Origin of the sequence: Streptomyces sp. NBC_01476 (assembly GCF_036227265.1) — a bacterium.
Taxonomy (GTDB): Bacteria; Actinomycetota; Actinomycetes; order Streptomycetales; family Streptomycetaceae; genus Actinacidiphila.
This window is the reverse complement of sequence record NZ_CP109446.1, coordinates 6912248-6934133: the sequence shown is the minus strand read 5'-3', so window position 1 is coordinate 6934133 and position 21886 is coordinate 6912248. Positions and strand designations below refer to the sequence as shown.

22 protein-coding genes and 7 pseudogenes are annotated in these 21886 nt (G+C 69.8%); 16 read left to right on the top strand and 13 right to left on the bottom strand.

What is annotated here, in order from left to right:
* Positions 1 to 77: 77 nt before the first annotated feature.
* Positions 78 to 353, top strand: coding sequence for a hypothetical protein (locus OG552_RS30240; protein WP_329138283.1), 276 nt, complete (start codon positions 78 to 80; stop codon positions 351 to 353).
* On the opposite strand, the gene OG552_RS30235 is transcribed toward OG552_RS30240, so the two are convergent.
* Positions 326 to 595 carry a hypothetical protein gene (locus tag OG552_RS30235; RefSeq protein WP_329141402.1) on the bottom strand — a complete coding sequence of 90 codons (270 nt, stop codon included), beginning with the start codon at positions 593 to 595 and terminating at the stop codon, positions 326 to 328. The genes OG552_RS30240 and OG552_RS30235 overlap by 28 nt on opposite strands.
* Between OG552_RS30235 and OG552_RS30230 the strand changes: the two genes are divergently transcribed.
* Complete coding sequence (locus tag OG552_RS30230) at positions 520 to 1086, top strand: TniQ family protein (RefSeq protein ID WP_329141283.1); 567 nt, start codon at positions 520 to 522, stop codon at positions 1084 to 1086. The two genes, OG552_RS30235 and OG552_RS30230, sit on opposite strands and share 76 nt — an antisense overlap.
* A gap of 129 nt (positions 1087 to 1215) precedes the next feature.
* On the opposite strand, the gene OG552_RS30225 is transcribed toward OG552_RS30230, so the two are convergent.
* Entirely contained in the window at positions 1216 to 2832 is a 1617-nt protein-coding gene (locus tag OG552_RS30225) for a GMC family oxidoreductase (protein ID WP_329138280.1), read from the bottom strand.
* Between the two features lie 564 nt (positions 2833 to 3396).
* Here OG552_RS30225 and OG552_RS30220 point away from each other — a divergent pair.
* The 3 pseudogenes from OG552_RS30220 to OG552_RS30210 form a co-directional block, all read left to right on the top strand.
* Positions 3397 to 3570, top strand: a pseudogene (locus OG552_RS30220) (TRIC cation channel family protein); the annotation flags it as partial.
* Positions 3571 to 3679: 109 nt separating this feature from the next.
* Positions 3680 to 3805: pseudogene (locus tag OG552_RS30215) on the top strand (TRIC cation channel family protein); the annotation flags it as partial.
* A gap of 267 nt (positions 3806 to 4072) precedes the next feature.
* Positions 4073 to 4878 (top strand): annotated as a pseudogene (locus tag OG552_RS30210) (amidohydrolase); the annotation flags it as partial.
* Positions 4879 to 5112: 234 nt separating this feature from the next.
* Here the strand turns inward: OG552_RS30210 and OG552_RS30205 are convergent.
* From OG552_RS30205 to OG552_RS30195, 3 genes are all read right to left on the bottom strand, one after another.
* Complete coding sequence (locus tag OG552_RS30205; RefSeq protein ID WP_329138278.1) at positions 5113 to 5478, bottom strand: nuclear transport factor 2 family protein; 366 nt, start codon at positions 5476 to 5478, stop codon at positions 5113 to 5115.
* A 5-nt stretch (positions 5479 to 5483) separates the two neighbouring features.
* A complete protein-coding gene (locus OG552_RS30200) occupies positions 5484 to 6200 on the bottom strand; it encodes an alpha/beta hydrolase (protein ID WP_329138276.1) in 717 nt (238 codons plus the stop codon).
* Positions 6201 to 6265: 65 nt separating this feature from the next.
* On the bottom strand, positions 6266 to 6895 hold the full coding sequence (locus OG552_RS30195; protein WP_329138275.1) for an NADPH-dependent F420 reductase: 630 nt from the start codon (positions 6893 to 6895) through the stop codon (positions 6266 to 6268).
* Between the two features lie 88 nt (positions 6896 to 6983).
* Between OG552_RS30195 and OG552_RS30190 the strand changes: the two genes are divergently transcribed.
* A complete protein-coding gene (locus OG552_RS30190) occupies positions 6984 to 7442 on the top strand; it encodes a MarR family winged helix-turn-helix transcriptional regulator (RefSeq protein WP_329138274.1) in 459 nt (152 codons plus the stop codon).
* 24 nt (positions 7443 to 7466) lie between these two features.
* Here the strand turns inward: OG552_RS30190 and OG552_RS30185 are convergent, their stop codons facing one another.
* Positions 7467 to 7823 carry a PaaX family transcriptional regulator C-terminal domain-containing protein gene (locus tag OG552_RS30185; RefSeq protein ID WP_329138273.1) on the bottom strand — a complete coding sequence of 119 codons (357 nt, stop codon included), beginning with the start codon at positions 7821 to 7823 and terminating at the stop codon, positions 7467 to 7469.
* Positions 7824 to 8034: 211 nt separating this feature from the next.
* On the opposite strand from OG552_RS30185, the pseudogene OG552_RS36525 reads away from it, so the two are divergent.
* Positions 8035 to 8349, top strand: a pseudogene (locus OG552_RS36525) (carboxypeptidase-like regulatory domain-containing protein); the annotation flags it as partial.
* 111 nt (positions 8350 to 8460) lie between these two features.
* Here the strand turns inward: OG552_RS36525 and OG552_RS30180 are convergent.
* Positions 8461 to 9441 (bottom strand): NADPH:quinone reductase, encoded by a 981-nt coding sequence (locus tag OG552_RS30180; protein ID WP_329138271.1) that lies wholly within the window; start codon positions 9439 to 9441, stop codon positions 8461 to 8463.
* Positions 9438 to 9890: pseudogene (locus OG552_RS30175) on the bottom strand (PadR family transcriptional regulator); the annotation flags it as partial. The gene OG552_RS30180 and the pseudogene OG552_RS30175, both read right to left, overlap by 4 nt.
* Before the next feature lie 41 nt (positions 9891 to 9931).
* Between OG552_RS30175 and OG552_RS36520 the strand changes: the two are divergent.
* The 3 genes and pseudogenes from OG552_RS36520 to OG552_RS30165 form a co-directional block, all read left to right on the top strand.
* Positions 9932 to 10438 (top strand): annotated as a pseudogene (locus tag OG552_RS36520) (MFS transporter); the annotation flags it as partial.
* A gap of 68 nt (positions 10439 to 10506) precedes the next feature.
* On the top strand, positions 10507 to 10863 hold the full coding sequence (locus OG552_RS30170) for a hypothetical protein (RefSeq protein ID WP_329138267.1): 357 nt from the start codon (positions 10507 to 10509) through the stop codon (positions 10861 to 10863).
* A gap of 459 nt (positions 10864 to 11322) precedes the next feature.
* Positions 11323 to 11829 (top strand): hypothetical protein, encoded by a 507-nt coding sequence (locus OG552_RS30165; protein WP_329138265.1) that lies wholly within the window; start codon positions 11323 to 11325, stop codon positions 11827 to 11829.
* Positions 11830 to 12000: 171 nt separating this feature from the next.
* Here the strand turns inward: OG552_RS30165 and OG552_RS30160 are convergent, their stop codons facing one another.
* A complete protein-coding gene (locus OG552_RS30160; protein ID WP_329138264.1) occupies positions 12001 to 13323 on the bottom strand; it encodes a HAMP domain-containing sensor histidine kinase in 1323 nt (440 codons plus the stop codon).
* Positions 13324 to 13364: 41 nt separating this feature from the next.
* Positions 13365 to 14057, bottom strand: coding sequence for a response regulator transcription factor (locus tag OG552_RS30155; protein ID WP_329138262.1), 693 nt, complete (start codon positions 14055 to 14057; stop codon positions 13365 to 13367).
* Between the two features lie 299 nt (positions 14058 to 14356).
* On the opposite strand from OG552_RS30155, the gene OG552_RS30150 reads away from it, so the two are divergent.
* The 3 genes and pseudogenes from OG552_RS30150 to OG552_RS30140 all read left to right on the top strand — a co-directional run.
* Positions 14357 to 15760, top strand: a complete 1404-nt coding sequence (locus OG552_RS30150) for a ferredoxin reductase family protein (protein WP_329138260.1) — start codon at positions 14357 to 14359, stop codon at positions 15758 to 15760.
* 39 nt (positions 15761 to 15799) lie between these two features.
* Positions 15800 to 16027, top strand: a complete 228-nt coding sequence (locus tag OG552_RS30145) for a hypothetical protein (RefSeq protein ID WP_329138258.1) — start codon at positions 15800 to 15802, stop codon at positions 16025 to 16027.
* A gap of 61 nt (positions 16028 to 16088) precedes the next feature.
* Positions 16089 to 16412, top strand: a pseudogene (locus tag OG552_RS30140) (DUF6884 domain-containing protein); the annotation flags it as partial.
* A gap of 20 nt (positions 16413 to 16432) precedes the next feature.
* On the opposite strand, the gene OG552_RS30135 reads toward OG552_RS30140, so the two are convergent.
* Complete coding sequence (locus tag OG552_RS30135; protein ID WP_329141281.1) at positions 16433 to 17794, bottom strand: IS110 family transposase; 1362 nt, start codon at positions 17792 to 17794, stop codon at positions 16433 to 16435.
* A 151-nt stretch (positions 17795 to 17945) separates the two neighbouring features.
* Here OG552_RS30135 and OG552_RS30130 point away from each other — a divergent pair, with 151 nt between their 5' ends.
* Positions 17946 to 18323: a helix-turn-helix domain-containing protein gene (locus tag OG552_RS30130; protein ID WP_329138256.1), complete on the top strand. Its 378-nt coding sequence runs from the start codon at positions 17946 to 17948 to the stop codon at positions 18321 to 18323.
* Positions 18324 to 18787: 464 nt separating this feature from the next.
* Here OG552_RS30130 and OG552_RS30125 read toward each other — a convergent pair whose 3' ends face one another.
* On the bottom strand, positions 18788 to 19165 hold the full coding sequence (locus OG552_RS30125; RefSeq protein WP_329141279.1) for a transposase: 378 nt from the start codon (positions 19163 to 19165) through the stop codon (positions 18788 to 18790).
* Between the two features lie 162 nt (positions 19166 to 19327).
* Entirely contained in the window at positions 19328 to 19990 is a 663-nt protein-coding gene (locus tag OG552_RS30120) for a TetR/AcrR family transcriptional regulator (protein WP_329138254.1), read from the bottom strand.
* A gap of 96 nt (positions 19991 to 20086) precedes the next feature.
* On the opposite strand from OG552_RS30120, the gene OG552_RS30115 reads away from it, so the two are divergent.
* Positions 20087 to 20929: an NmrA family NAD(P)-binding protein gene (locus tag OG552_RS30115; RefSeq protein WP_329138252.1), complete on the top strand. Its 843-nt coding sequence runs from the start codon at positions 20087 to 20089 to the stop codon at positions 20927 to 20929.
* A 32-nt stretch (positions 20930 to 20961) separates the two neighbouring features.
* The gene (locus OG552_RS30110; RefSeq protein ID WP_329138250.1) at positions 20962 to 21690 is read left to right on the top strand and encodes an SDR family NAD(P)-dependent oxidoreductase; all 729 of its coding nucleotides are present in this window, start codon (positions 20962 to 20964) and stop codon (positions 21688 to 21690) included.
* Positions 21691 to 21886: the final 196 nt, after the last annotated feature.

Below are 21886 nucleotides of genomic sequence, written 5' to 3'. Positions count from 1 at the left end.
CCGAGCAGACCACAGCCTGGACCTCCCACTTCGCCGGCGTCGAGAACCACCTGCGGCTGCTCAAAGCCCGACCGGGCATGCTCACCGACGGCACGATGCCCGAGTACCTCTACGCCCGGACCAACGGTGTCGTCGGCCTGCTGGAGCGGCTAATAGAAGACGGCTGCACCGAGGCGATCACCAGCGGCACCGAGCGGCTGACCGGGCCTCTCCTCGACAGCCTCTCGCTCACCCTTGCCGACGCCGCCGGCCGCGATGCCCACGCTGGCGAGATCCCCGCCGTCCCCGCTCGGACGCGCCGCCGACGCAACGGCGCGTCCGACGATCACGGCCCCACCCCGGCCACCGCATGACCACTGCACTGCCCCGGAGCATCGACCCGGCGGCGGGCGAACCGCTGCCCGGCTACCTCTTGCGCCTTGCCCACCGGCTCGCCGTCCCGCCACTGGATCTCGGTCACCTCTGCGGCCTCACCACGGGCCCGGTCTTCCCTGCCCGCCACATGGTCCGCCTCGATGGCTGCCCGGCCCAACAGATTGCCGCCGTCTGCCGCCTGGACCCCGCCGAAGTCAACGCTCTCACCCTCGCTGGGCAAGCGCCCGGCTGTACGCCACTGCGCGTCGACCACCTGGGCGGCATCAGAGCCCCGTCACCATGGCCAACGACCGCTGGGTGCTCACTGCCTTCAGCCGCTACTGCCCCGACTGCCTGAGCGACACCACCCACGTGCCTGGCGGCCCTGTCTGGCAGGGCTCCTGGCGGCTCCCGCACACCTTTCTCTGCGAGCGGCACAACCGACTTCTGGTTTGGCAGTGCCCCGCCTGCCGCGCGCCGGCGTTCTCCAACGGCTACCGCTCCGACGGACGATGGCGACCCACGCAGCTCATCCCCGCCCCAGGCCAGCGTTTGCGCCCCGCCCTCTACCTCAACATTCCCCTGGGCTCGCTGCGGTCCTCGACCGTCACCATCCGCGCCTGGCAGAAGGAAGGGGGCAACGCCGAGGCGTACCAGAGTGCCCTGCGGCTCGTCGCCGATCGAGTCATCGCCACAGCCCAAGGCAGTCGGAGTGGCGTTCCGGCCAGGTGACACCACCCGCTGAGCTTTGCCACCCAGATCCCGCTGCCTTCCCGGGAAGACTGTTGCCCGGTGCCTTGAGGGCGGGCGATGGGCGTTCCGCCGGATGCGGTGTGCCTGACGGCTGACCGCGTGGGGCGTTCAGCCGTTATTGCGGATGAGCTCCGCCATCCGCTCGCCGATCATGACGCTGGGGGCGATGGTGTGACCGCTGATGAGGGAGGGGATGACGGAGGCGTCTGCCACACGGAGGCCCGTGACGCCGCGGACGCGAAGCTGGGGGTCTACCACGGTGAGTGGGTCCGAGAGGTCACCCATGCGTGCGGTCCCGACCAGGTGATATGTGGTGTACATGCTCTTCAGGATGGCCTCGTGGAACTCCGAGTCGGGTGCACCGATGGCGGGGTAAACCTTCTCGGTGTACGGCGCGAGGGACTTCGACTGGGTGATTTTCTGGGCACGGCGCATCGCGTCGATCATGTCCGGGAGGTCGTCGGGGTGGCTGAGGTAGCGAGGGTCGATGATCGGCTTGTCGTGGGGGTTCGTGGATGCGAGGCGCAGTGTGCCGCGGCTCTTGGGGTGCAGCAGTACTGCCCAGATCTTGTAGCCGCTGCGCTGGTCGACCTCGGCGGACCCGGCGGTCGGGCCCGCGACGGGGCTGTCGGATGAGATGTCGGGGTTGTAGTCGAGGAGCAGCTCGTAGTCGGGGAACGCGGCGTCCGCTGTCCGGGAGACGAATCCGACGCCGTTCTGCGAGAAGAATGCCGCCGGCCCACTGCGGTCCAACCGCCACTGGGTGAAAGCTTCGTCGGAGGTAGGCTCCCCCTGGTACGAGCCACCGATGCCCTGCGGGGCGGCTGCCACGACAGGCGTGGTCGGGTGGTCGTGCAGGTTCTCACCCACGCCGGGCAGGTCGGCGACGACGTTGATGCCGTGCTCGCGCAGGTGCGTGGCCGGGCCCACGCCGGACAACATCAACAGCTGCGGGGTGTTGATGACACCGGCGCAGAGAATCACCTCGCGCTCCGCCTCGACGGTGTGCTCCGAGTTGCCCTGCTCGTAGACGACCCCGGAGGCCCGGTTTCCCTCGAACACCACCCTGGTGACCGCAGCCTCGGTGATGACGCGCAGGTTCGGCCGTGCACGCACCTCCTCCGTGAGATAGGCATCGGCGGGGGTACGGCGCACGCGCGCCTTGAAAATGCTCTGGTACCGGTCGGCGACATAGGGCGAGGCTCCGTCGGCATCTCCGCGCGGCCCGTAGCCGGCCTCGGTGAACGCGAACAGCAAAGAGTCCGCCAGAGAGGTCGGGGAGGGAAGATCGGAAAGCGTCATGGGGCCGCCTGAGCCGCGCCACTGGGAAGGACCGCGGTCAGTGTCCTCGATGCGCAAGTACGTACGCAGGGCCTCGGCCCCGTCCCAGCCCTCAGCGCCCTCCTGAGCCCAGCGGTCGTAGTCGCCGATGGCTCCGCGGAGCCACGCGCCGATGTTGAGGATGCACGAGCCGCCGACGGCTTTCCCTCGCGGGTGGACGATCGAGCGGCCACCGATGCCTGGCTGGGCCGTGGTCTCATACTGCCAGTCGGCGTCGCTGCCCATCAGTTTGGTGAAGGCGCCCTGGGTGCGACTGGCCTCGTAGGTGTTCTCCTTGCCCGCCTCAAGCAGGACAACCTCCACCGCGGGATCCTCGCTCAGCCGCGCAGCAACGACGGGGCCGGCGGTTCCCGCGCCGACGATGACGTAATGGGGTCGAGACATCAAGGCCACTCCTTGCTGAGGGGGACAACTTTTTTCGCACCGTCGCGTGACGTGGCCTGGGCGTGGACGGCCGGGGCCGCAGCCTGGTCGGACAGCTCGTTGGGCACGGACCGGCCTGCGGAAGTCCGGCCGGTCGGGTCAGATCAGCCCCTCAGAGGATGCGTGCGTCTCGCAGCGCGTCTCTCCTCGTCAGTGCCACGCCTACCCGAGATTGGGGCCGGAGGCACAGATCCACTGTGGGTCCGCATCATGTTGATCGCATCCGAGCGGAGCCACCTGCGCTTGCCAGTGAATGATGCGCAACGCAACCAACCGTGCGGCGCCGGGCGCAGCTGCGCCGCTCGTACCCCAGTTGCCGCAGGGCGACACCACGGTGATCCTGGTTTCACGGGGCTGCTCCTCATCCACCCGACAGCGATGCCGGCCCCTCCCAGCCCAACAAGTGGGACTCAGGGCCGAACCCGCACATTCTCAGGAAAACTGGGAAAACCGCTCAGGGACACACCCACAGGCGGAAGGGTCGACGGCATGGGCTAATGGCTGTCGCCGGACGAGGTCAACGCGGTGACCGGCTGGCTCGATCTGGCCGGTGTCGTCATCTGCGGTGTACTCGGCGGTGTCGTGGCCCGGCGTGAAGGGCTGGACCTCTTCGGCTATCTCGTCGTGGGCACAGTCTCCGGACTGGGTGGCGGACTGATCCGCGACACACTCCTCCTCCAGCACGGCACCCCCGTGGCCCTCACGGACGCTGCCTATCTGCCCACCGCTTTCGCGGGCGCCCTGCTCGCCTTCGTCATCTCGGTGACCCAGGACCAGTGGGCCAGCTTTCACCGTCCTGGACGCCGGTGTGATCGGCTTCTGGTCCGTGGCCGGCGCCCAGAAGACGCTGGCTGCCGGACTCGGCTGGCTACCCGCCGTCCTGCTGGGAACCATCACCGCGGTACGCGATCTGCTGCTACGGCGTGTGCCGGAAGTCTTCGGAGGCAACGGCCTGTACGCCACCGTGGCCGTCGCCGTCTCCAGCGTCTACGTGCAGGGTGCGAATCTCGGCCGCTCCACGCTCGGCATCATCTGCGGCATCCTCCTGGCCCTGGCCTTCCGGCTCCTCGCCCACCGACGGGGCCGGCAGCTGCCGCAAGGGCTCTCGGTGGAACAACAAACCATCCTGACAGCCACACACACCAGGCCCTCCTGGGCAATTCTCCCCGGCCGTCAGCGCCCGCAGGAAAGGAAGAAAATCATGTCAGTTCCGACCGACCGAGTCCTCGCCGGACTCCCCGGTATCCGTCAGGCCGCCGAAGACTTATACAAGGACCTGCACGCTCACCCCGAACTCGGCAACCACGGGCAGCGCACCGCCTCACGGGTCGCGGACCTCCTGCGCACGTGGGGCTACGACGTCACCGACAGCATCGGCACCACCGGCGTCGCGGGCATCCTGACCAACGCGACGGCCCGACCGTACTCCTGCGCGCGGACATGGACGCGCTGCCCGTCCGCGAGGCAACGGGATTGCCCTACGCGTCGACCGCCACCGTGACCGGGGACGACGGACAGGAACAGCCCGTCATGCACGCCTCCGGCCACGATGTCCACGTCACCTGCGTGCTGGGCTTCGCACAGCTCATGGCCACGGCCAAGAACGCCTGGCAAGGCACCCTCATCGCACTGTTCCAGCCCTCGGAGGAAAAGGGCGACGGCGCGCAGGCCACGGTGGACGGCGGACTCAGCGACATCGTCCCCAAGCCGGACGTCGTCCTCGCCCAGCACGTCCTAGTCCACCCGGCAGGCTACGTCGGAGTGAAACAGGGATCCTTCCTGTCGGCCGCCGACAGCCTCCGCATCACCTCGTACGGGCGCGGAGCCCACGGTTCCATGCCGCAGGCCGCCGTGGACCCCGTCGTCATGGCGGCAATGTGCGTGGTACGGCTCCAGACCATCGGCTCGCGCGAAATCGCCGCCACCACGCCCGCCGTGCTCACCGTCGGCGGCATCAAGGCCGGCACGGACCCCAACATCATTCCCGACAGTGCCGTCGCCGCCCTGGCCTGGCTCGGCAACGAGAGCGACTGAAACTGGCGCACCGGCTGGCGACCGTGAGATGGGCCCGCCGCCCTGCGCCATCAGGGCCTGGCTTTCCAACGGTAGCGGCGAGGCTGCCGACCAGGGAGGTCTGCGTCAGGGATCGGCGTGCTGAGCGCGCGGTCCTTCCGTCGGCCCAGTTCATGCTGCATTCGGACAGTGCTGCTCTTTCGGCTGCCGCGAGGCGGGCTTGACCGGCTAGTTCTTCGCGGACAGCTCGTAGCGCACCGTCTGGGCGTGGATGAGTCCGTCGCGGATGACGAAGGTGTCGACTCCGTGCGCTGCTTGGTTGATCGCGGAGTCGGCCTTCCATTCGAGGAAGAGGATGTCGCCGCCGAACAGGGTGGTGTCCATCGTCCAGTCGGCCTTCGGGAGGTCTGTGAACAGTTGGGTGAAGTTGGCACGGGCGCCCTCCTTGCCGTGTTTCACGCCGGACGGGGTGATGATCACCGCGTCGTCGGCGAAGTTGGCGACGAGCCCGTCCAGGTCCTCGGCCATGAGAGCCGCACCGTGGCTGGCGTAGACCTCTTCGGAGGTACGGACGCGTGCTGTCTCGTCTGTCATGTGGATCACTTCGCTTTCTGTTCTTGTTGTGCCGGTGGCAGAAGGTCCGGATGAAGGACGCTGCTGGTGTCAGAGTTGGGCGGGGTGCCACGGCCAACCGGATGGGCCGCCTGTGCGTCGAGCCAGTCCGCGAGGGCGATAAGGGCGTCGGGGGCAATGCCGTGGCCGACGGCATCGCGCCGTGCGGTGGTCGTTGCCCCGGACTGGGCGGTCAGGTAGTGCCAGGTGCGGTCGAGGAGTTCGCGGGGGATGACGCGGTCGTGTTCGCCTTGCGCGACGAAGACCGGCAGACCGGCCAGGTGTGCGGCGTCCGTCGGCACTCCCGCGTCGAAGGGCAGGGTGCCGTAGAGGATGGCGGCACCGGCGTACCTGGCGGGGTCGTCCAGCAGGAGGCCGCCGGCGAACGCGGCGCCTCCGCTGAACCCGATCAGCACCACCGGCCGTCCGGGCGGAGCAACGGTGTCGAGCCACTGCCGGAACCAGTCCATGGTGGCGCGCAGCGACTGTGGCACCGGGCGCCCGATGCCACGGTTGGCGAACCAGGCGTAGCCGCCGCTCTCGGCGATCGGAGCCCGTACGGCCGCGTACGAGAGCGAATCGGGCAGGGCACCCGCCAGACCAATGATGTCGCCTTCGTGCGAACCGCGACCATGCAGCAGCACGACCAGAGGTCCGTCGGACCCGCCCCGGGTCACCACCACGGGGGCGGCGAACGCGGTCATGCGCTGCTTCCCGCGTTGAAGAGGAGGCCGGGTATCGGGGTGGTGCTGTTCATGGTCCGCTTCCTTCAGGAGGTCGGGCCGAGCAGCGCCCAGCCGGTCTGCCAGGCCCAGCCGTTGCCGGCGTTGAGCGAGATGTTGAGGAAGGCCATCTCCTCGAGTGCGCGGGCCATCCGCAACCCGCCGGCGTCGACGGGCCGGAAGCCCAGCGAGGTGAGGAGCCCGGCTACGGCGTTCTTGCCCCCGGTGTCGTCACCGGCGTAGAAGCCGGTGAGACGCAGGTCCCCTTCGACGGGAGTTCCGAGACGGCCGGCCAAGATCGTGTTGAAGGCTTTGACCACCGGCACGCCCGGGAGGAAGCGCTGCAGGCTCTGGGCCGCGGCGGTCTCTTCGATGTTGAGATCGGTGTAGGTGTCGTTCAGCGGGTTGCTGGCGTCGACGACGATTTTCCCTGCGAGTGCGGGAGCGAGCTCGCGGGCGACGCCGACGACGGCGTTTCCGGGCACGGCGAAAACGACGAGTTCGGCGTCGGCGACGGCGGCGGCGTTGTCTGCTGCTGCGTTCGCGCCGGTCGCGCCCGCGACCTGCGATGCCTTCTCCGCGGTGGTCGCGCTGATCGAGACGGTGTGCCCGGCCCGGACGGCGGCGGTGCTGAGGGCGGAGCCGACGTTCCCGGCTCCGATGATCGCGATGCGCATGACTTCCCACCTCGATAGTTGACGTGTCAGATATTGCAACCGTAGCAAATTTATCTGACTGGTCAGGCTTTCGCCGTACGATGAGACCATGTCCTCCTCCTCTTCGATTGACGACCCGCTGATCACCACGTTCGGCCGCCTGCTGGAAGCATCCAGCAAGCTCGAGCGCCGGCTGGGCGGGGTCCTGCAGGCAGAGACCGGGCTGCCTCACGTGTGGTTCGAGGTGCTCGTCCGCCTGGCCCGCTCCGAGGGAGGCCGGTTGACGATGGGCGCCCTGGCCGAGGACATCGCCCTCACGAGCGGGGGCATCACCCGGCTGATCAACCGAATAGGTGCGGCCGGCTACGTCGAGCGCCGCCCGTGCCCCGCCGACCGGCGTGTGACCCACGCCGTCATCACCGGCCAGGGCCGCGACGTCCTGGCACGGGCCGCGTCGGTCCACGCGGGCAACCTGCGGGCGGTGTTCGCCGGTTTCGACGGACCGGAGCTGACAGCCCTGGACGCGCTCCTGGACCGGCTGCGCGAGGCCGCGTCACTGCCCGACTGAAACGGGAGCCGACCGCCCGCGGTGTCAGGCGTTGGCGATGAAATCGTCGGCGAAGGCGTGGGCCGGCTCGCGGGACAGGTCAAGGGATTCGAGGAACATCGCGCGCGCGGCGCCGCCGTGCCGGCCCGCCGGCAGCAGTTCGGAGGGCATGTCGGGGTCCGCGAAGACGATCGGGCGGAAGTCGTGGATCAGGGAGACGCGCTCAGTGAGCGCCGCCTGCCTCACGGTGTCACCGGCGCGCAGGGCGTCGAGGGCCCGGGCGTGCGCGGCAAGGAGGGCTTCGTAGTCACGGTCGAGGGCGGCCAGGTCCCAGGCGCGGGCGGCGATGCTCCGGTCGGCCGCCGACCCGCCGGCGTCGGAAGGGAAGACGTCCAGCGCCATCGGCCGTCCCATGGAGAAGGGGCGCGGCCGTAGATCCGGTCGCGGCGCTCGTTGAGCAGCTCCCAACCGGCGTTGGTGAGGGAGTAGACGGTCTCCCTGGCCTCTTCCCCGCCGTCGGCATGGTCCTGTTCATCGTGCTGTCCATTCCCACCAGCGGCGGCCCCGCGCCCACGCCCTGCTGCCGGTCGTCTTCCAGTACGTGCACGCCGTCATGCCGCTCGGGGACGACCCGGCCCTGCACTTCCCCGACCCCGCCGCGCTCCCTGCACACGGTCACCACTTCGGGGAACGGGAACCGGACCTCGTCGGCACCGTGTACTTCGCCGGCCGCGGTTCGGTCCCTCACGCGGCGGTCATCGTCATCGACGGCCACGGGCGCCGGCTCGTGAGGACCGCGACCGACGAACACGGCCACTACGCGATAGCCGGCCTGCCCGAAGGACACCTCAGCGTCCTCGCGACGGCAGCCGGGCACGCCCCCGCGGTCAAGCGGAGACACCTGCGTCCCGGAACGGTGGTCCGGGCCGACTTCACTCTGCTCGCGCACCCGGTGCCCTCGGCACCCGTCATCCCCCGTACGGAGCACCAGTCCTCCCCGGGCCCCGGCCGCAGCGGGGGCCCGGTCTGCTGCGGACGGTCAGTCGGGGAGGTGGACCAGTACTCGTCCCCGGCTTCCGGCGTCAACCCGGTCGTGGGCGTCGGCGATCGCGCGCAATGGGTAGCGGTCGCCGACGTCGACGGTGAGCGCACCCACCGATGCAGCCGAGGTCAGGTCTCGGGCGGCCTGCCGCTTCGCCCCGGCCGGGAAGTCGTCACTCCCCAGGAGCCGCAGGGTGACGTTGTTGAACAGCATCGGCCAGAACGGGATCTCGGTGCGGTCGGCACGGGTGGCGTAGGCGGCCACGACGGCACCGACCGCGGTCACCGCGTTGTCGAGGTCGGCGTTGTCGGACAGGGAGACCTCGATGACGCGGTCGACTCCTTGCGGCGCGTGCGCGCGGATCGCCCCGGCCGGATCGGCGGTGTCCAGGGCGACGGCGTGGGCGACGACGGCCGGGTCGATCAGGGCAAGGTCGGCGGTGCGGCGGACCGTGGCCAGGACGGTGGCACCGGCCCAGCGGGCGAGCTGCGCGGCCATGGAACCGACGCCGCCCAGCACCCCGTGCACCAGCACCAGACTGCCGTCGACCGGCCCATCGGCGAACAACGCGCGGTGCGCGGTGATCCCCGGGATGCCCAGGCTCGCGCCGGACTCGTCGCCGACATGGTCCGGAAGCCGGACGGCCAGGTCCGCCGGGACCACGGTGTACTGCGCGGCCGTTCCGAACGGGCGGTAGGACTGGGCCCCGTAGACCCACACCCGCTCCCCGACACGGCGCGCGTCGACCCCGGCGCCAACCATGTCGATCACACCGGCCGCATCACTGTGCGGCACTACCCTCGGATACGGCATCGACGAGCCGAGCCAGCCGAGCCGCTTCTTGGTGTCCCCCGGGTTAACGCCCGACACCCGCACACGCACGCGCACCTCCCCGGGGCCGGGACGCGGATCGGGCAGCTCACCGACCCGCAGCACATTCCCTGCCGCACCCTGCTCGTCGTACCACGACGCGATCACTTCGGCCTCCGTGCTGTCGAGTGTTCTTCGAGTGTGGAGCCGGCCGCACCGCTCGGCGCGTCGTCGCCGAGGACATCCCGCAGCCAGGCCCTCTCTGCGCGGCTGGTGGCTCGGGCCGTGAGCATCATGCCCCGACGGTAGGGATCCTCGACTTCCGCCACCCGCAACGGGCGGTCGCCCTCGTAGAAGAAGCTCGCCGGCTGCTCCAGGACCTCCAGACGCCGGCGCAGGACCGCGTGCTGGTCGGCGACGGGCGGCAGCCGGGAGAGGAACGCCAGGATCGCCAGGAAGCGCGTGAAATCGGTGATCTCGTGATCGGCGGGCTCCCGCAGCCGGCCCAGCATCTGCGCGCGCCCGGCCTCGGTCAGGCTCAGTACGTAGCGGGCCGAGCCGGCGTCCGGTGCGGGGTGCCGCTCCAGCAGTCCGGCCTTGGAGAGCCGGTTGATCGCCCGACAGACCCGTAGGCGTGGCGCCGCTGCCGCGGTCGTCGATGGCCGTTGCGGCCTTCTCGACCGTGGTCGAGCGGTACGACTTTACGCTCTACCTGTTCATGACTGCCGTGATGTCCCGGGTCTTCTTCGGCACAGGCCCCTCCTCCGTCCTCACCACGCTCGCCGTGTTCGCACTGGCCTACGTGATGCGTCCGCTCGGTGCACTGGCCTTCGCGCACCTGGGCGACCGCTTCGGACGGCGCAGGGTCATGCTCGCCTCGATGGCCTGGATGACCGCGGCGATGCCGGCCACCGCCCTTCTGCCCACCCGCGACCAGATAGGCCCGACAGCCGGAGCACTGCTGCTGCTCCTGCGATGCGTCATGGGCTTCTCCGTGGGCGGCGAATACACAGGCGTCATGACCTACCTGGTGGAAGGAGCACCGCCCGCCCGCCGCGGCCTGGTGGCCTCCCTCGCCTCCGCCGCGAGCGAGATCGGCGCACTGCTCGCCGTCGGCGCGGCCGCCGTGACCACAACGTCGATGAGCCGGCCCGCACTCGACACCTGGGGCTGGCGATCCCGTTCCTCTTCGGCGCCCTGCTCGCCGCCGACACCCTGGCCGCACGCGCGAGGATGCGCGAGTCCCCCGCCTTCGAACAGATCCGACGGGTCGGCGCCCCGCTCTCCAGCCCGCTGCGCCGGACACTGCGGCTCCACCGCCCGGACCTCTACCGGACGTTCGCCATCTCCGCCCTGGGCTCCATCACGTACTGCGTCGGCATCACCTACGTACCGACCTACCTCACCACGACCGGTGGCGTCAGCGAAGGAGACGCCCTGTGGATGTCCACCATCGCCTCGGCCGCGGTCATCACCATCACACCCCTGGCCGGAATGCCGGCCGACCGCGTCGGACGACGCCCCGTCCTTTGGCACCTCCCCGAGACAGCACCCAACCGGCAAGCGGACCGCGTACTGCACCGCCCCTGACGCCGGGCGCGTTCCGGATCGCACACGCACCCACCGACGCCATCCGCCCAGAACCCCCAACCGGGCCACCCGAACCAGCGCTCGGCTCAGCACCCAGCGGACCGCACCAAGCCGGATCGCCCTCGGGCGCCGATTCCACCGAAGCCCAGAACTGAGCACAGGAGCTGGCGAACGGCGCCAACCTCGGTGCTCAGTCACACGTGGTGCGGCGATACGGCCGCCCGCGACCACCCCAACGTCTCGGCCGCTGTCCGAGGCCCCATGCGCATCGCCTGGCCTACCGGGCCGGGCGCGGCACGGGACCGGCATCTCCAGCCGATGGTGCGATGGAGCCCGGCGGACGCGATGACCACCCGCCGACTGCCCTGCGTCCAAGCCCAGGCGCGTAATAACACGGAAAATACCGTCAGGAAAAACGCCTTTCGTGGTGAAGATGGACGGTGAACCGCAGTTCGGCTGTTGGCTGACCGGCTCGCCGGCCTCCTCGTCAACGCCAGTGATGCCTTCGAACGCTTCGTGATCGTCCTGGTCTGCGTCCACGCCCTGAACGGCACCGACATCCGCCGCCTGCTCCCGTCCGACCTCGATTTGTCCCGTGAGCGGCTCTTCGTGCGTCGATCAGGTCGACGACACATCGTCTACTTCGACGGGGTTACCTACCGGGTCATCTCTGAGTGGACCCAGGAGCGGCATCGCCACTGGCCGATGTCCTCCAATCCCCACCTGCTGATCAACCGCTGGACGGCAGTCGATCCGACGGCCGCCATCACCTCCTCCGCCCTGCACAAGACGTTCAAGGGCACGGGGGTGAGCATGCAGACCGCGCGACAGGACCGCATCCTGCACGAGGCTTTCGAGTCCAAAGACCCCCTGCACCTCATCCGTCTGTTCGGAATCAGCGACACCACCGCCCTGCGTTACATCAGCGCCGCTCATCCGGAGCGGACAGCAAAGCTTCCGCGTTGACTCTCGATCTTGGACGGCCCAGCCGAAGGCTTCTGGAGCGCCGAGCGGGCGGCGGGGCTTGGCTCGGGCTGCGGGCCTGCGTGTTGTCCCGGCTGGTGTTTTGTCACGGGGTGAGCTAGCGGAGGTGAGTACTGCACCGCCTTGGCGATCCCGGAGGTGCGCCCGTGCCGGTCACAGGTTCCACGCCGTCTCCTGCCTGGCGAGGGGGATGCTGAGGGTGGCCTGGAGTCCCCCCTCGGGGGCCTGGCCGAGGTGGAGGGTCCCGTGGTGGAGACGGGCCTGCTGGTCCACGAGAGCCAGGCCGAGGCCGGAGCCGGGTGAGCGGGTGTTCAGTCCTCTTGTGAAGCGTTCCTTCATGGCTTGGCGCTGCTCGGGTGGGATGCCGGGGCCGTCGTCGGTGACGGTGACGGTGGCGAGGCCGCGGTCGAGGGTGAGGTGTGTGTGGACGGTGCCGCAGGGACGGCCGTGGAGGGCGGCGTTGTCGAGGAGGTTGTCCAGGGCCAGGCGCAGGCCGGTGGACCAGCCTTGGACGAGGGCGTGCGGGGGCGCGTCGAGGCGGTAGTCGGTGCCGGGGTGGCGGTGCCGGGCGTGGGAGGCAGCTTGGGCGAGGAGTTCGGCGAGGTCGATGGGCGTGGGGTCGGGTAGGGCGTGGGCGTCTCCGCGGGCGAGGGCCTGCAGGCCGGTCAGGAGGCTGGTGATGCGGTGGTGCTCGTTGGCCATGGCCTCCAGTGCCTGGGCGCGGCGCTCGGCGGGCAGGCTGGGGTTGCGTTGCAGGATCTCGATGGTCATTCCGAGGGCGGTCAGCGGTGTGCGCAGTTCGTGGCCGGCGTCGGCGGTGAAGCGGCGGGTGGACTCCGTGCTGGTGTGGAGCTGGTCGAGCATGTCGGCCAGGGCCTGGGAGAGGTCGGCGACTTCCCGGGGGCGGTCGATCACCGGAAGGTACTGGTCGAAGCCGGTGGAGCGGATGGTCGTGGCGCCGGCGCGCAGGCGCTGGAGGGGTTGGAGGATCAGGTGGGTGATCCACCAGACGCCCCCGGCGGTGAGCAGGGCGGCCGTGAGGGAGACGACGGCGACCAGGGAGGTGTTGTCGGCCAGGCGCTGCTGGACCGCCTCAATGTTCTGGAGGACTTCGAGACGGTCCCCGCTGGTGTTCAGCGGCTGGGTCAGCGAGCGCCAGGTCTGGCCGCCGGTGGTGAGGGTGGCGTAACCGTCATGGGAGGGAAGGGGCAGGGGCGGGGCGGGAGTCTCACCCCGCTGGGCGATCACGTGTTCGCCGAAGATGATGCGGACCAGGGACTGGCTGCCGGCCAGCAGGCCCCCGTAGTCGTCGCCTCCGGGGTGGTCGCCCTGGTCGAGGAGCTTGTCGGCGTCCTGGTGGACCTTCAGGGCGCGTGAGGCGAGCTGCCGATCGATGTCGGCGTGGTCGCGGTGGTCGATACGGGTGACAATGACCAGTCCGGCCAGTGCGACAACGGCAGTCACCAGCACGGTCACGGCCACGGTGATCTGAGCGCGCAGACTGCGCGGGACGAGTTTCACGGGCCGGGCCGCAGGACGAAGCCGATGCCGCGGACGGTCTGCACGACGCGGGGGCCGCCGTCGGCTTCGAGTTTCTTGCGCAGGTAGCCGATGAAGACATCTACGACATTGGTGTCGACGTCCCAGGTGTAACCCCAGACACGCTCCAGGAGCTGGGCGCGGGACAGGACCAGTCCGGGGTGCTCGGCCAGGGCGAGCAGCAGGTCAAACTCCCGCGTGGTCAGTCCCAACTCGCGGCCGGCACGGAAGGCCAGGCGCCGGGCGGGCTCGATCGACAGATCCGCAAGGACCAGGGGCCGCTGCGCGGCTGAGGCGTGCAGGCGCACCATGGCGTGCAGGCGGGCGGCGAGTTCGGCAACGGAGAACGGCTTGACGACGTAGTCGTCCGCACCAGCGGCCAGACCGGCGACACGGTCGTCGATCTCGTCACGCGCGGAGAGCATGCACACCGGCACGGTCCTGCCCTGGGCGCGAAGGGTGCGGACGACATCCACGCCGGACATCCCGGGCATCACCACGTCCAGGACGATCACCGACGGCAACCGGTCGGCGACCTCCTCCAAGGCGGTGGACCCGTCGCCGGCCAGCCGCACGGTGAACCCTTCAAGACCGAGCCCCAGCTCAAGTGCCTGCCGCACTCCACGGTCGTCGTCGACCACGAGCGCTTCCGGCGCGCGCCCCGCTGCCATGCACTCACCTGCTCCACCGGTCCTGGGCGCCCCGCAGCTCGGGGGCGCCATGGATCACCAGCATGGGCAGACAACGACAAAACTTCCTAAGAAACACGCCCGCGCCCCAGCCGCCCATGGCACCTGCGGGCAGCCGTCAGTGCAGGCCAACCCGAATTCTCCCCTCTCCCGGACCGCAGCAGTTCAGGGTGGGTGGCCGTTTTCTTACTCCCCCCACAAAGACCGCGGCCACGGTGAACACCGCTGGCCTCCTCCAAGGGGGCGCACCGTCCGGTACCGCCGTGAGGAAGCCCCCTGCGATGACCCAGTCCACCCCGCTCGCCCCAGGGCACCGCAAACCGCCGCCGCCGCGCCCACCGCTGGTCACCTCGGCCGACGTCCTCGGCGCGCTCGCGATCCTGTCCGCTGTCGCCGTCATCGCCTTGTGGGTGATGAACCAGGGCGGCCCCGCCAGTCTGACCACCCTCGACCGGGCCATGGGCTCCCTCGGCCTGCTCACCGGCCTGCTCGCCTCCGACCTGATGATCCTCCAGGTCGTGCTGCTGGCCCGTATCCCCTGGTTGGAGAACGCCTGGGGCCACGACCTGCTCACCCGACGCCACCGCTGGATCGGCTTCGCCTCGTTCTGGCTGATGATCGCCCACGTCATCCTCTTCGCCCTCGAACGCGTCTCCCGCCAGCCCCAGACCGCCCTCGACGCCCTCACCCGCGTGTTCATCACCGACTCGTGGATGGTGTTCGCCACCGTCGGCACGCTGCTGCTGATCCTGGTCGTCGTCACCTCGCTGCGCGCCGCACGGCGAAAGCTGCGCTACGAGTCCTGGCACCTGCTGCACCTGTACTCCTACGCCGGCATCGCCGCGACCTTCCCGCACACCCTCGGCGACGGCGCCGACTTCCACCAGGAATGGACCCGCCTCTACTGGTGGGCGCTGTACGGATTCGCCTTCGCCGTCACCGTGCTGTACCGCCTGGCCTGGCCCGCCTGGCGCTCCCTCTACCACCGCATGCGCGTGGAATCCGCCGTCGCCGAGGCCCCGGGTGTCGTCACGGTCACTGTTGCCGGGCACCGCCTGGACAAGATGAAGACCGCCTCTGGCCAGTTCTTCATCTGGCGCTTCCTCGACGGCCCCGGCTGGAGCCGCGGCAACCCTTACACCCTGTCCGCGGCCCCCACAAGCGAACGACTCCGCGTGACCATCAAAGCCGCCGGCGACGGCAGCGAACGCGCCGCCCGCCTCACCCCCGGCACCCGCGTCCTGATCGAGGGCCCCTACGGCACCTTCACCGCCCGCCAGCGCACACAGCCCCGCATGCTCCTCATCGGCGCCGGCATCGGCATCACGCCTCTGCGCGCGCTCTTGGAGGACAGCCCCTACGAACCCGGCGAAGCGACCCTCCTCTACCGCTACAGCCACGACCAGCACGCCGTCCTCGCCAACGAACTGCGCGACCTGGCCGCCCGCCGCGGCATCGAGCTGATCTTCCTGCCCGGACCTCGCCGCGCCGACAACTCCTGGCAGTCAGCCGACCTCAACCACCCCGCCGACGACGCCCAAGCCCTCACCGCGCTCGTCCCCGACGTCGCCCGCTGCGACATCTACGCCTGCGGCCCACCCCACTGGCTCACCGCAGTCCGCAAAGCCGCCCGCCGCGCCGGCGCGCACCGCAACCACTTCTACACCGAAGAGTTCGGCTGGTAACCCCACCAGCCCCCGACCCACTACTCCTCAGGAGCCCTCATGCGACGCATCGCCTTGTGGATCACCGCCACCATAGCCATAGCCGCCCTCATGTTCGCCTACCAGCTCAACCAGTCCGGAGCCACCGGCAAGGGAGGCGAAGACGACAACCACAACCAACCCAACCCCACCGCCCCCGCCAGCCCAGGCCAGAACACCAAGCCCGGCGACACCCGCCCCGGCAGCACCAACGACCAACACACCGGAAAACCAGGCGAGAACAAGTAGCACGCACCCCGAACCCGCACGCCAGGCTCACACCCTCACCGCCAGACGTGCGGGTTCCCGGCTGCCTCTAGTACAGAAATCCACGAACCAGTGCGCTTCCGCCTGCGGTTCCGCCAAGGCCAAGCCGTCCTGGGAGAAATTCGGGTACCGGGACGTCATCCCCGCCGGAAAGCTCTACACCGGCCCGTACCACCGCTCGCTACGGCGCGCCGCCGACGCCCCGACCGACCAGACCCTGATCCACATCCTGTCAGCACGGCACGGCCTGGTCCCCCTGAGCCGTCCCCTGTTCCGCTACGACACCCGGCTCAGCGACCAGGACGCCATCACCCCGGAGCGGATGGCCCGCCACACCGCCGCACTCGACCTGGACGACGCCCACGTCATCTTCCTCGGCGGCCAGAACTACGCCTCTCTCCTCAAACAGTCCGTCCCCCACGCCCTGACACCACTCACCTGCGGCCTGGGCGACCGACGAGCCCAGTGCCACGCCGTCAGCCGCTCCGCCAACCTCGCCGCCGCCTGGTGGGCCATCGCAGCCCGGCAAGCAGACCACGAGGCCGGACGTTTGCCGAAGAACGAACCGATGCCAGCCCCTGGACCGGCTGTTCTCGGGCGTGCTTGGCACGCCGGAGAACAGTGGGCGACGGGGCCGTCAACTCCCGGTCGGGCCGGTCGGTCAGCCCCGCCGGCGCGGCGAGCAAGCCAGGTCCCGGGAGACCTCGGTGCAGCGGCGGGCGCCCCCTGGTAAAGAGCGTCGCGCAGCTCGGAGTTGACCGCCCGGCGCATGGAGACCCGGGCCGCCGTACCCGGGGCCCAGGTGACGGGGACCACGCCGGCGTACGCGCACAGAGCCCGGGCGTCGGCGAAGCGGTGCGGGTGGTCGCCGGTCTCGCCGAGCAGGCGGCTTCCCAGGAGGTCGCCGATCCCGGGGAACGAGGTAATGATCTTGTGGGAGGGGTGGGCGGAGAAGGCTTCCGCGGCCTGCCGGGCCATGTCGTCGGCGCGGGAGCACGCGTGGTCGAGATCGGCGAGCAGCCCACGGGCCTCGGCCGCCCGCGCCTCCTCCACCGCCGGGTGCGTACGCAGAGCGGGCCGGCGGAAGTGCAAATGGAGACGCTCGACCTCGTCCTCGACGGTGCGCCACCGGCCTCCGGTGCGCAGCGCCTGGGCGAACTGGACCGGGCTCAGCGCGGCGGCGGCGCGCGGCGAGGGAGCGGCGGCCAGGACGGCGCGGGCCTGGGGGTGGCGCAGGCCGGCCTTGGGCCAGGCGGTGGTGGCCGCCGGGTAGTAGGTGACCAGAGCCGCGCGCAGCTGGTGGAGGGCTTCCACCCGTCTGCGGGCGGCGTCGGTCTGCGCACGGGCCAGGACCTGGACGGCGCGCGCCGCTGCTGAACTCACACGCCGGGGCGCGAAGTTTCCGGTGCGGAACATGCCGGCCAGGAGATAGGCGTCCGTGTGGTCTGCCTTGGTGTCGCCACCGGCACTGCCGGCCTTGCGGGCCCTGGCGGCGAGCGTGGCGTCCACGTGGATCACGGTCAGGCCGTGGTCGGTCAGGTTCTGGGCGAACAGGATGCCGACGTCCTCGATCGCGGTGGGGATGGAGCGCCAGCGGGTGCGGTTGAACGAGCGGAGGAACGACGCGTAGTCCCCCACCGGATCGGCGCTCTGGGCGTACACGATGCGCCGGTGGCCGAGCCGGGTACCATCACGCCGGATGACCGCGCAGTCCACCCAGCGGTCCGCCCAGTCGACCCCGGCGAACATCGTCGCCACCCCCGCCCCCTTCGCACACCGGGACAGGCCGGACGGAACATGCCCCCGGACGGTCAGCTCCCGCCACCTGGTGGTAAATAAACGTACCACTAGTGGGGTGGCTGTCGGCCTCCCCATGCGGACCGAGAGAATGAGGTGACCGATGACAGTCCTGCTGATAGCGCCGGGATGGGACGACGAGGAAGTGCGCAACCCCGACGGACCACCGTCGTCTCACATCGCCTCCGGCGTGTGGCCCAACGCGCGCCTGGCCGGTGACGCCCCGCCCGGCGCCTTCATTGCCCAGGCTTTGGCGCGCGAGCTGCTGAAGGTGATGGACGAACGCGGTCTGAGCGCGCGGGCGGTCGCAGAGCTGGTCGGCAGTACCCACCCCACCATCGGACGCATCCTGGACGGCAGCGGGGTCACGGACGTGCGCACCGTCTTCCTCCTCGAAGTCGCCCTCGGCACCCCGCTGTGGCCCGCGGACCTCCACCGCGACTTCCGCCTCGACGTTCAAAGCCCCAGGGCCGACGCGTAGCCGCCTGAACAGCACTCCCCAAATCTGCGCGTCCCGCCTCCCCTGCCCAGCCGCTGTAAGTCGGGCGATCCACAACTCCGCTGCCAGCCAAACGACTTGAGGTAGTGAACGGCCACTCGCGTCGTCGGGCGCGACCTTGTCAGCTGGACTGGTTAACCGGTGGCTGTTCGCTCGAAATCTCATTGCCGCTTGACAGCGCCGCAGCAACGGGCACACTCGCTCTGCGTCGGCCCGGAACGAGCCGACGCCACCCGGGTCGGTCTGCCGACCGCCGCCCGGCGAAGTCCTGCGTACCGCACCGCGGCCTGCGGGCCGGCCGTTCGCACCCGGGCTGAAGCGCCGACGATGATGCGCTGGGCGCCCAACAGAACGCTGCCCTCGCCGAAGCGCCACCGGTCGGGATCGAGCGTGACGTCGGAGTAGATCACCGCCAGCCGCTCGACGTCGGTAGCGTGGCCGAGAGCTCATTGCCGTGTCCATGGATCTCCGGCGGTGCCGTCCTCGCCGCGTGCCCGGTCTCCGAGCGCGATCTTCAGCGCCTCGATTGCCAGCCCTGCCCAGCCCGGTGGCTCGCTCGCTTCGAGCTCTGCCACCCTCGCCTCCAGCTGCCGGATCCGCTCGTCCGGAGCGTCGGACGGCACCGCCGCCCCCGGCTGGACGGTCGGCTTTGCAGCCGTGGCGGTGACGCCGCGGCGTTCGCGGTCCCGCAGCACCCACGCACGCAGGGTGGCCCGGTTGACGCCCAGATCAGCGGCGATGCTCTTGTAGGTCGCCCCGGGTGTGGACTCGTACAGGGCCACGGCATCGGCCTTGAACTCGTCCGAGTAGTCCTTCATCGCCATCGGCGGTCTTCTCGCTTCCTCCGGATCAAGCAGATCCAGTATCAGCGTGTCCACCAGTCAGGGGGAGGTCCCGACACTCACTGCGGTGGTGTATCGGACCGGGCTGCTCGGCCCAGGCGTGGGAACAAGCTTCTCGCACGCAACGGTGGAACGGCGTTCGGATCAGTGCAGGGTGGCGGGCTCGGTGTGTGACGGGTTCTTGCCTCGCGGTGCGGCTGGTCCGCTGGAGGCGAGGGCGATGAGGGTGTCGAGCGCGGTTTCCAGGGCACGGGGGTCGCGGTGGACCTGTGCGAGGAGCAGCCCGCCTTGGAGTACGGCGAGGAGGGTGACAGCGAGGTCGTCCGGGTCGATCTCGCTGTCGAGGTGCCCGGCGGCGTGAAGGGTTCGCAGGTCGTCGCCAATGGCGGCGGACCACTGGTCGAATCCGGCGGCGATCAGGGCGCGGGCCTCGGGGTCGACCTCGGCGAGTTGGCCGCCGAGCGATCCGAGAGGGCAGCCTGCCTTGGCTTGTGTGCTCTTCGCCTGGGTGACCACCATGTCCCGCCAGCCTGCGAGTCCTTCGATGCTGCCGAGGTCGGCCTGTCGCTGGTTGCCCAGGATGGTGTCGGCCTGGTGGTCGATGACCGCCTGGACGAGTGCGTCCTTGTCGGCGAAGTAGTGGGAGAGCTGTGATCCGCTGACCTCTGCCGCCGCCCGCACGTCGTCGAGTGTGGTGCTGGCGACGCCCCGTTCGTGGGTCAGCCGGGCGGCAGCGTCCACAATCCGGGCCCGGGTGCGCGCTCCCTTGGCGGTCAGCTTCGGCCGGTTGCGCGTATCAGTGCTCATGAGGCCGATGCTAGCACTTTCTGGGTTTGACAACCCAGTCTGGATGGCAAAGTGTGGGTGCTGTAACCCAGTTTTGATGAGCGGAAAGAGGGCCCCATGATCCTTGTCGCCACGGCCGGGAAGGTCGGCTCCGAAGCGGTGCGCCTACTCACGCAGCAGCGGATGCCGGTCCGGGTGCTGGTCCGGGACCCGGCGAAGGCGAAGGCGCTGGCGGATGCGGGTGCGCACGTCGTGGTCGGCGACCTGGAGGTGCCGGGGAGCATCGATGCGGCGATGGCGGGAGTGACAGCGGTGGTGCTGGTCAGCCCCGCCGTGCCCGCGCAGGAACTGAACGTCGTCGCCAGCGCCGCGCGGGCCGGGGTCGGGCACATCGTCAAGGCGAGCAGCAAGGCCTCGCCCGACTCGCCGATCGCCCGGCGGCGCGGGCAGAGCGAGATCGAGGCAGGGCTGGCCGCCAGCGGGGTGCCCCACACCCTGCTGCGTTCGAACGCCTACATGCAGAACGTCCTTGCATTGGCGCCCGCGATCGCCAAGACCAGCGGCTTCGGCTCCGCGGCCGGCAAGGGACGTACAGGCATGGTCGACACCCGGGACGTGGCGGCGGTGGCCGCCACGATCGCCGCCACGCCCGCTGGGCACGCCGGCAAGACCTACTGGCTCACCGGCCCGCAGGCGATCTCCAATGACGAGGTAGCCGCCGTGCTCTCCAGGCTGCTGGGCCGGACCATCACCTACCGGGAATTGAGCTTCGAGGAGAACAAGGACGCGATGATCCGCGCCGGGGTCCCCGAGCAGATCGCCCACATGAACGCCCAGGCGTTCAGCATGATCGCGGAGGGCGACGCCGACTGGGCCACCCAGGACGTGCCGACCCTGCTGGGCCGCCCGGCGCGCTCGTTCGAGCAGTTCGCCGCCGACTACGCCGCCTCGTTCGCGTAGACAGCACACCGAGAGAAGAAGGAAACAGGACCATGACACTTCAGGGAAAGACCGCGCTCGTGACGGGCGGCACCTCGGGCATCGGCCGCGCCGTGGCAATGAAGATGGCACGCCGCGGCGCCCACGTGATCCTGACCGGTCGCGACAAGCGACGCGGTGACGAGGTCATCGCCGAGATCGACGCACAGGGTGGCAAGGCCCGGTTCATCGCCGCCGATCTCGCGAACTTCGACGACGTGCGGCGCCTGGCTGAGGCCGCGGCGGATGTCGACGTGCTCGTGAACAACGCCGGCGTCTTCCCGGGCGGCCCCACCGAGCAGACTACGGAGGAGGACTTCGACCTGGTCTTCGACGTCAACGTCAAGGCACCGTTCTACCTGACCGCGGCAATCGCGCCGAGGATGGCCGCCCGGGGCGGCGGTGCGATCATCAGCATCTCGACGATGGCGGCGACCGTCGGCATGAGTGGCTTGGCCGCCTACGGAGCCTCCAAGGCAGCGATCGAGGCCCTGACCAAGTCCTGGACTGCCGAGTACGGCCCGCAGGGCGTACGGGTCAACGTCGTTGCCCCGGGGCCGACTCGCACCCCGGCGAGCACCGCGATGGGTGAGATGTTCGACGCTCTGGCCGCGACCGTGCCAGCACGGCGAGGGGCGGATCCCGACGAGATCGCCGCGGCCGTCTGCTTCCTCGCCTCCGACGAGGCCAGCTTCATCTACGGAGCTGTTCTGCCCGCTGATGGAGGCCGCGTCGCGGTCTGACCGCCGCTTACGCGCGAACATAGTGATAGGTACAGCCGATGGCGGTGTCGAATCCGTTTGCGATCTCGCTGGCACGATCGACAAGTTCGTCACGGCCTACGACGAGCACGACACCAAGCCCTACCGGTGGACCTACGGTGGCACCCCACTCAAACCCACATACCCCCGCAGGATCAACGCGGCGCTGCGCTAGGGC

Excerpts from the sequence above, each read along its gene's own strand:
- OG552_RS30115 (WP_329138252.1), top strand. The coding sequence starts at position 20,087 with ATGATCCTTGTCGCCACGGCCGGGAAGGTCGGCTCCGAAGCGGTGCGC.
- OG552_RS30155 (WP_329138262.1), bottom strand. The coding sequence starts at position 14,057 with ATGGCAGCGGGGCGCGCGCCGGAAGCGCTCGTGGTCGACGACGACCGT.
- OG552_RS30200 (WP_329138276.1), bottom strand. The coding sequence starts at position 6,200 with ATGACCGCGTTCGCCGCCCCCGTGGTGGTGACCCGGGGCGGGTCCGAC.
- OG552_RS30225 (WP_329138280.1), bottom strand. The coding sequence starts at position 2,832 with ATGTCTCGACCCCATTACGTCATCGTCGGCGCGGGAACCGCCGGCCCC.
- OG552_RS30205 (WP_329138278.1), bottom strand. The coding sequence starts at position 5,478 with ATGACAGACGAGACAGCACGCGTCCGTACCTCCGAAGAGGTCTACGCC.
- OG552_RS30120 (WP_329138254.1), bottom strand. The coding sequence starts at position 19,990 with ATGAGCACTGATACGCGCAACCGGCCGAAGCTGACCGCCAAGGGAGCG.
- OG552_RS30135 (WP_329141281.1), bottom strand. The coding sequence starts at position 17,794 with ATGTTCGCCGGGGTCGACTGGGCGGACCGCTGGGTGGACTGCGCGGTC.
- OG552_RS30110 (WP_329138250.1), top strand. The coding sequence starts at position 20,962 with ATGACACTTCAGGGAAAGACCGCGCTCGTGACGGGCGGCACCTCGGGC.
- OG552_RS30130 (WP_329138256.1), top strand. The coding sequence starts at position 17,946 with ATGACAGTCCTGCTGATAGCGCCGGGATGGGACGACGAGGAAGTGCGC.
- OG552_RS30170 (WP_329138267.1), top strand. The coding sequence starts at position 10,507 with ATGCGCGAGTCCCCCGCCTTCGAACAGATCCGACGGGTCGGCGCCCCG.
- OG552_RS30125 (WP_329141279.1), bottom strand. The coding sequence starts at position 19,165 with ATGGCGATGAAGGACTACTCGGACGAGTTCAAGGCCGATGCCGTGGCC.
- OG552_RS30185 (WP_329138273.1), bottom strand. The coding sequence starts at position 7,823 with ATGGCGCTGGACGTCTTCCCTTCCGACGCCGGCGGGTCGGCGGCCGAC.
- OG552_RS30145 (WP_329138258.1), top strand. The coding sequence starts at position 15,800 with ATGCGACGCATCGCCTTGTGGATCACCGCCACCATAGCCATAGCCGCC.
- OG552_RS30195 (WP_329138275.1), bottom strand. The coding sequence starts at position 6,895 with ATGCGCATCGCGATCATCGGAGCCGGGAACGTCGGCTCCGCCCTCAGC.
- OG552_RS30150 (WP_329138260.1), top strand. The coding sequence starts at position 14,357 with ATGACCCAGTCCACCCCGCTCGCCCCAGGGCACCGCAAACCGCCGCCG.
- OG552_RS30190 (WP_329138274.1), top strand. The coding sequence starts at position 6,984 with ATGTCCTCCTCCTCTTCGATTGACGACCCGCTGATCACCACGTTCGGC.
- OG552_RS30240 (WP_329138283.1), top strand. The coding sequence starts at position 78 with ATGCTCACCGACGGCACGATGCCCGAGTACCTCTACGCCCGGACCAAC.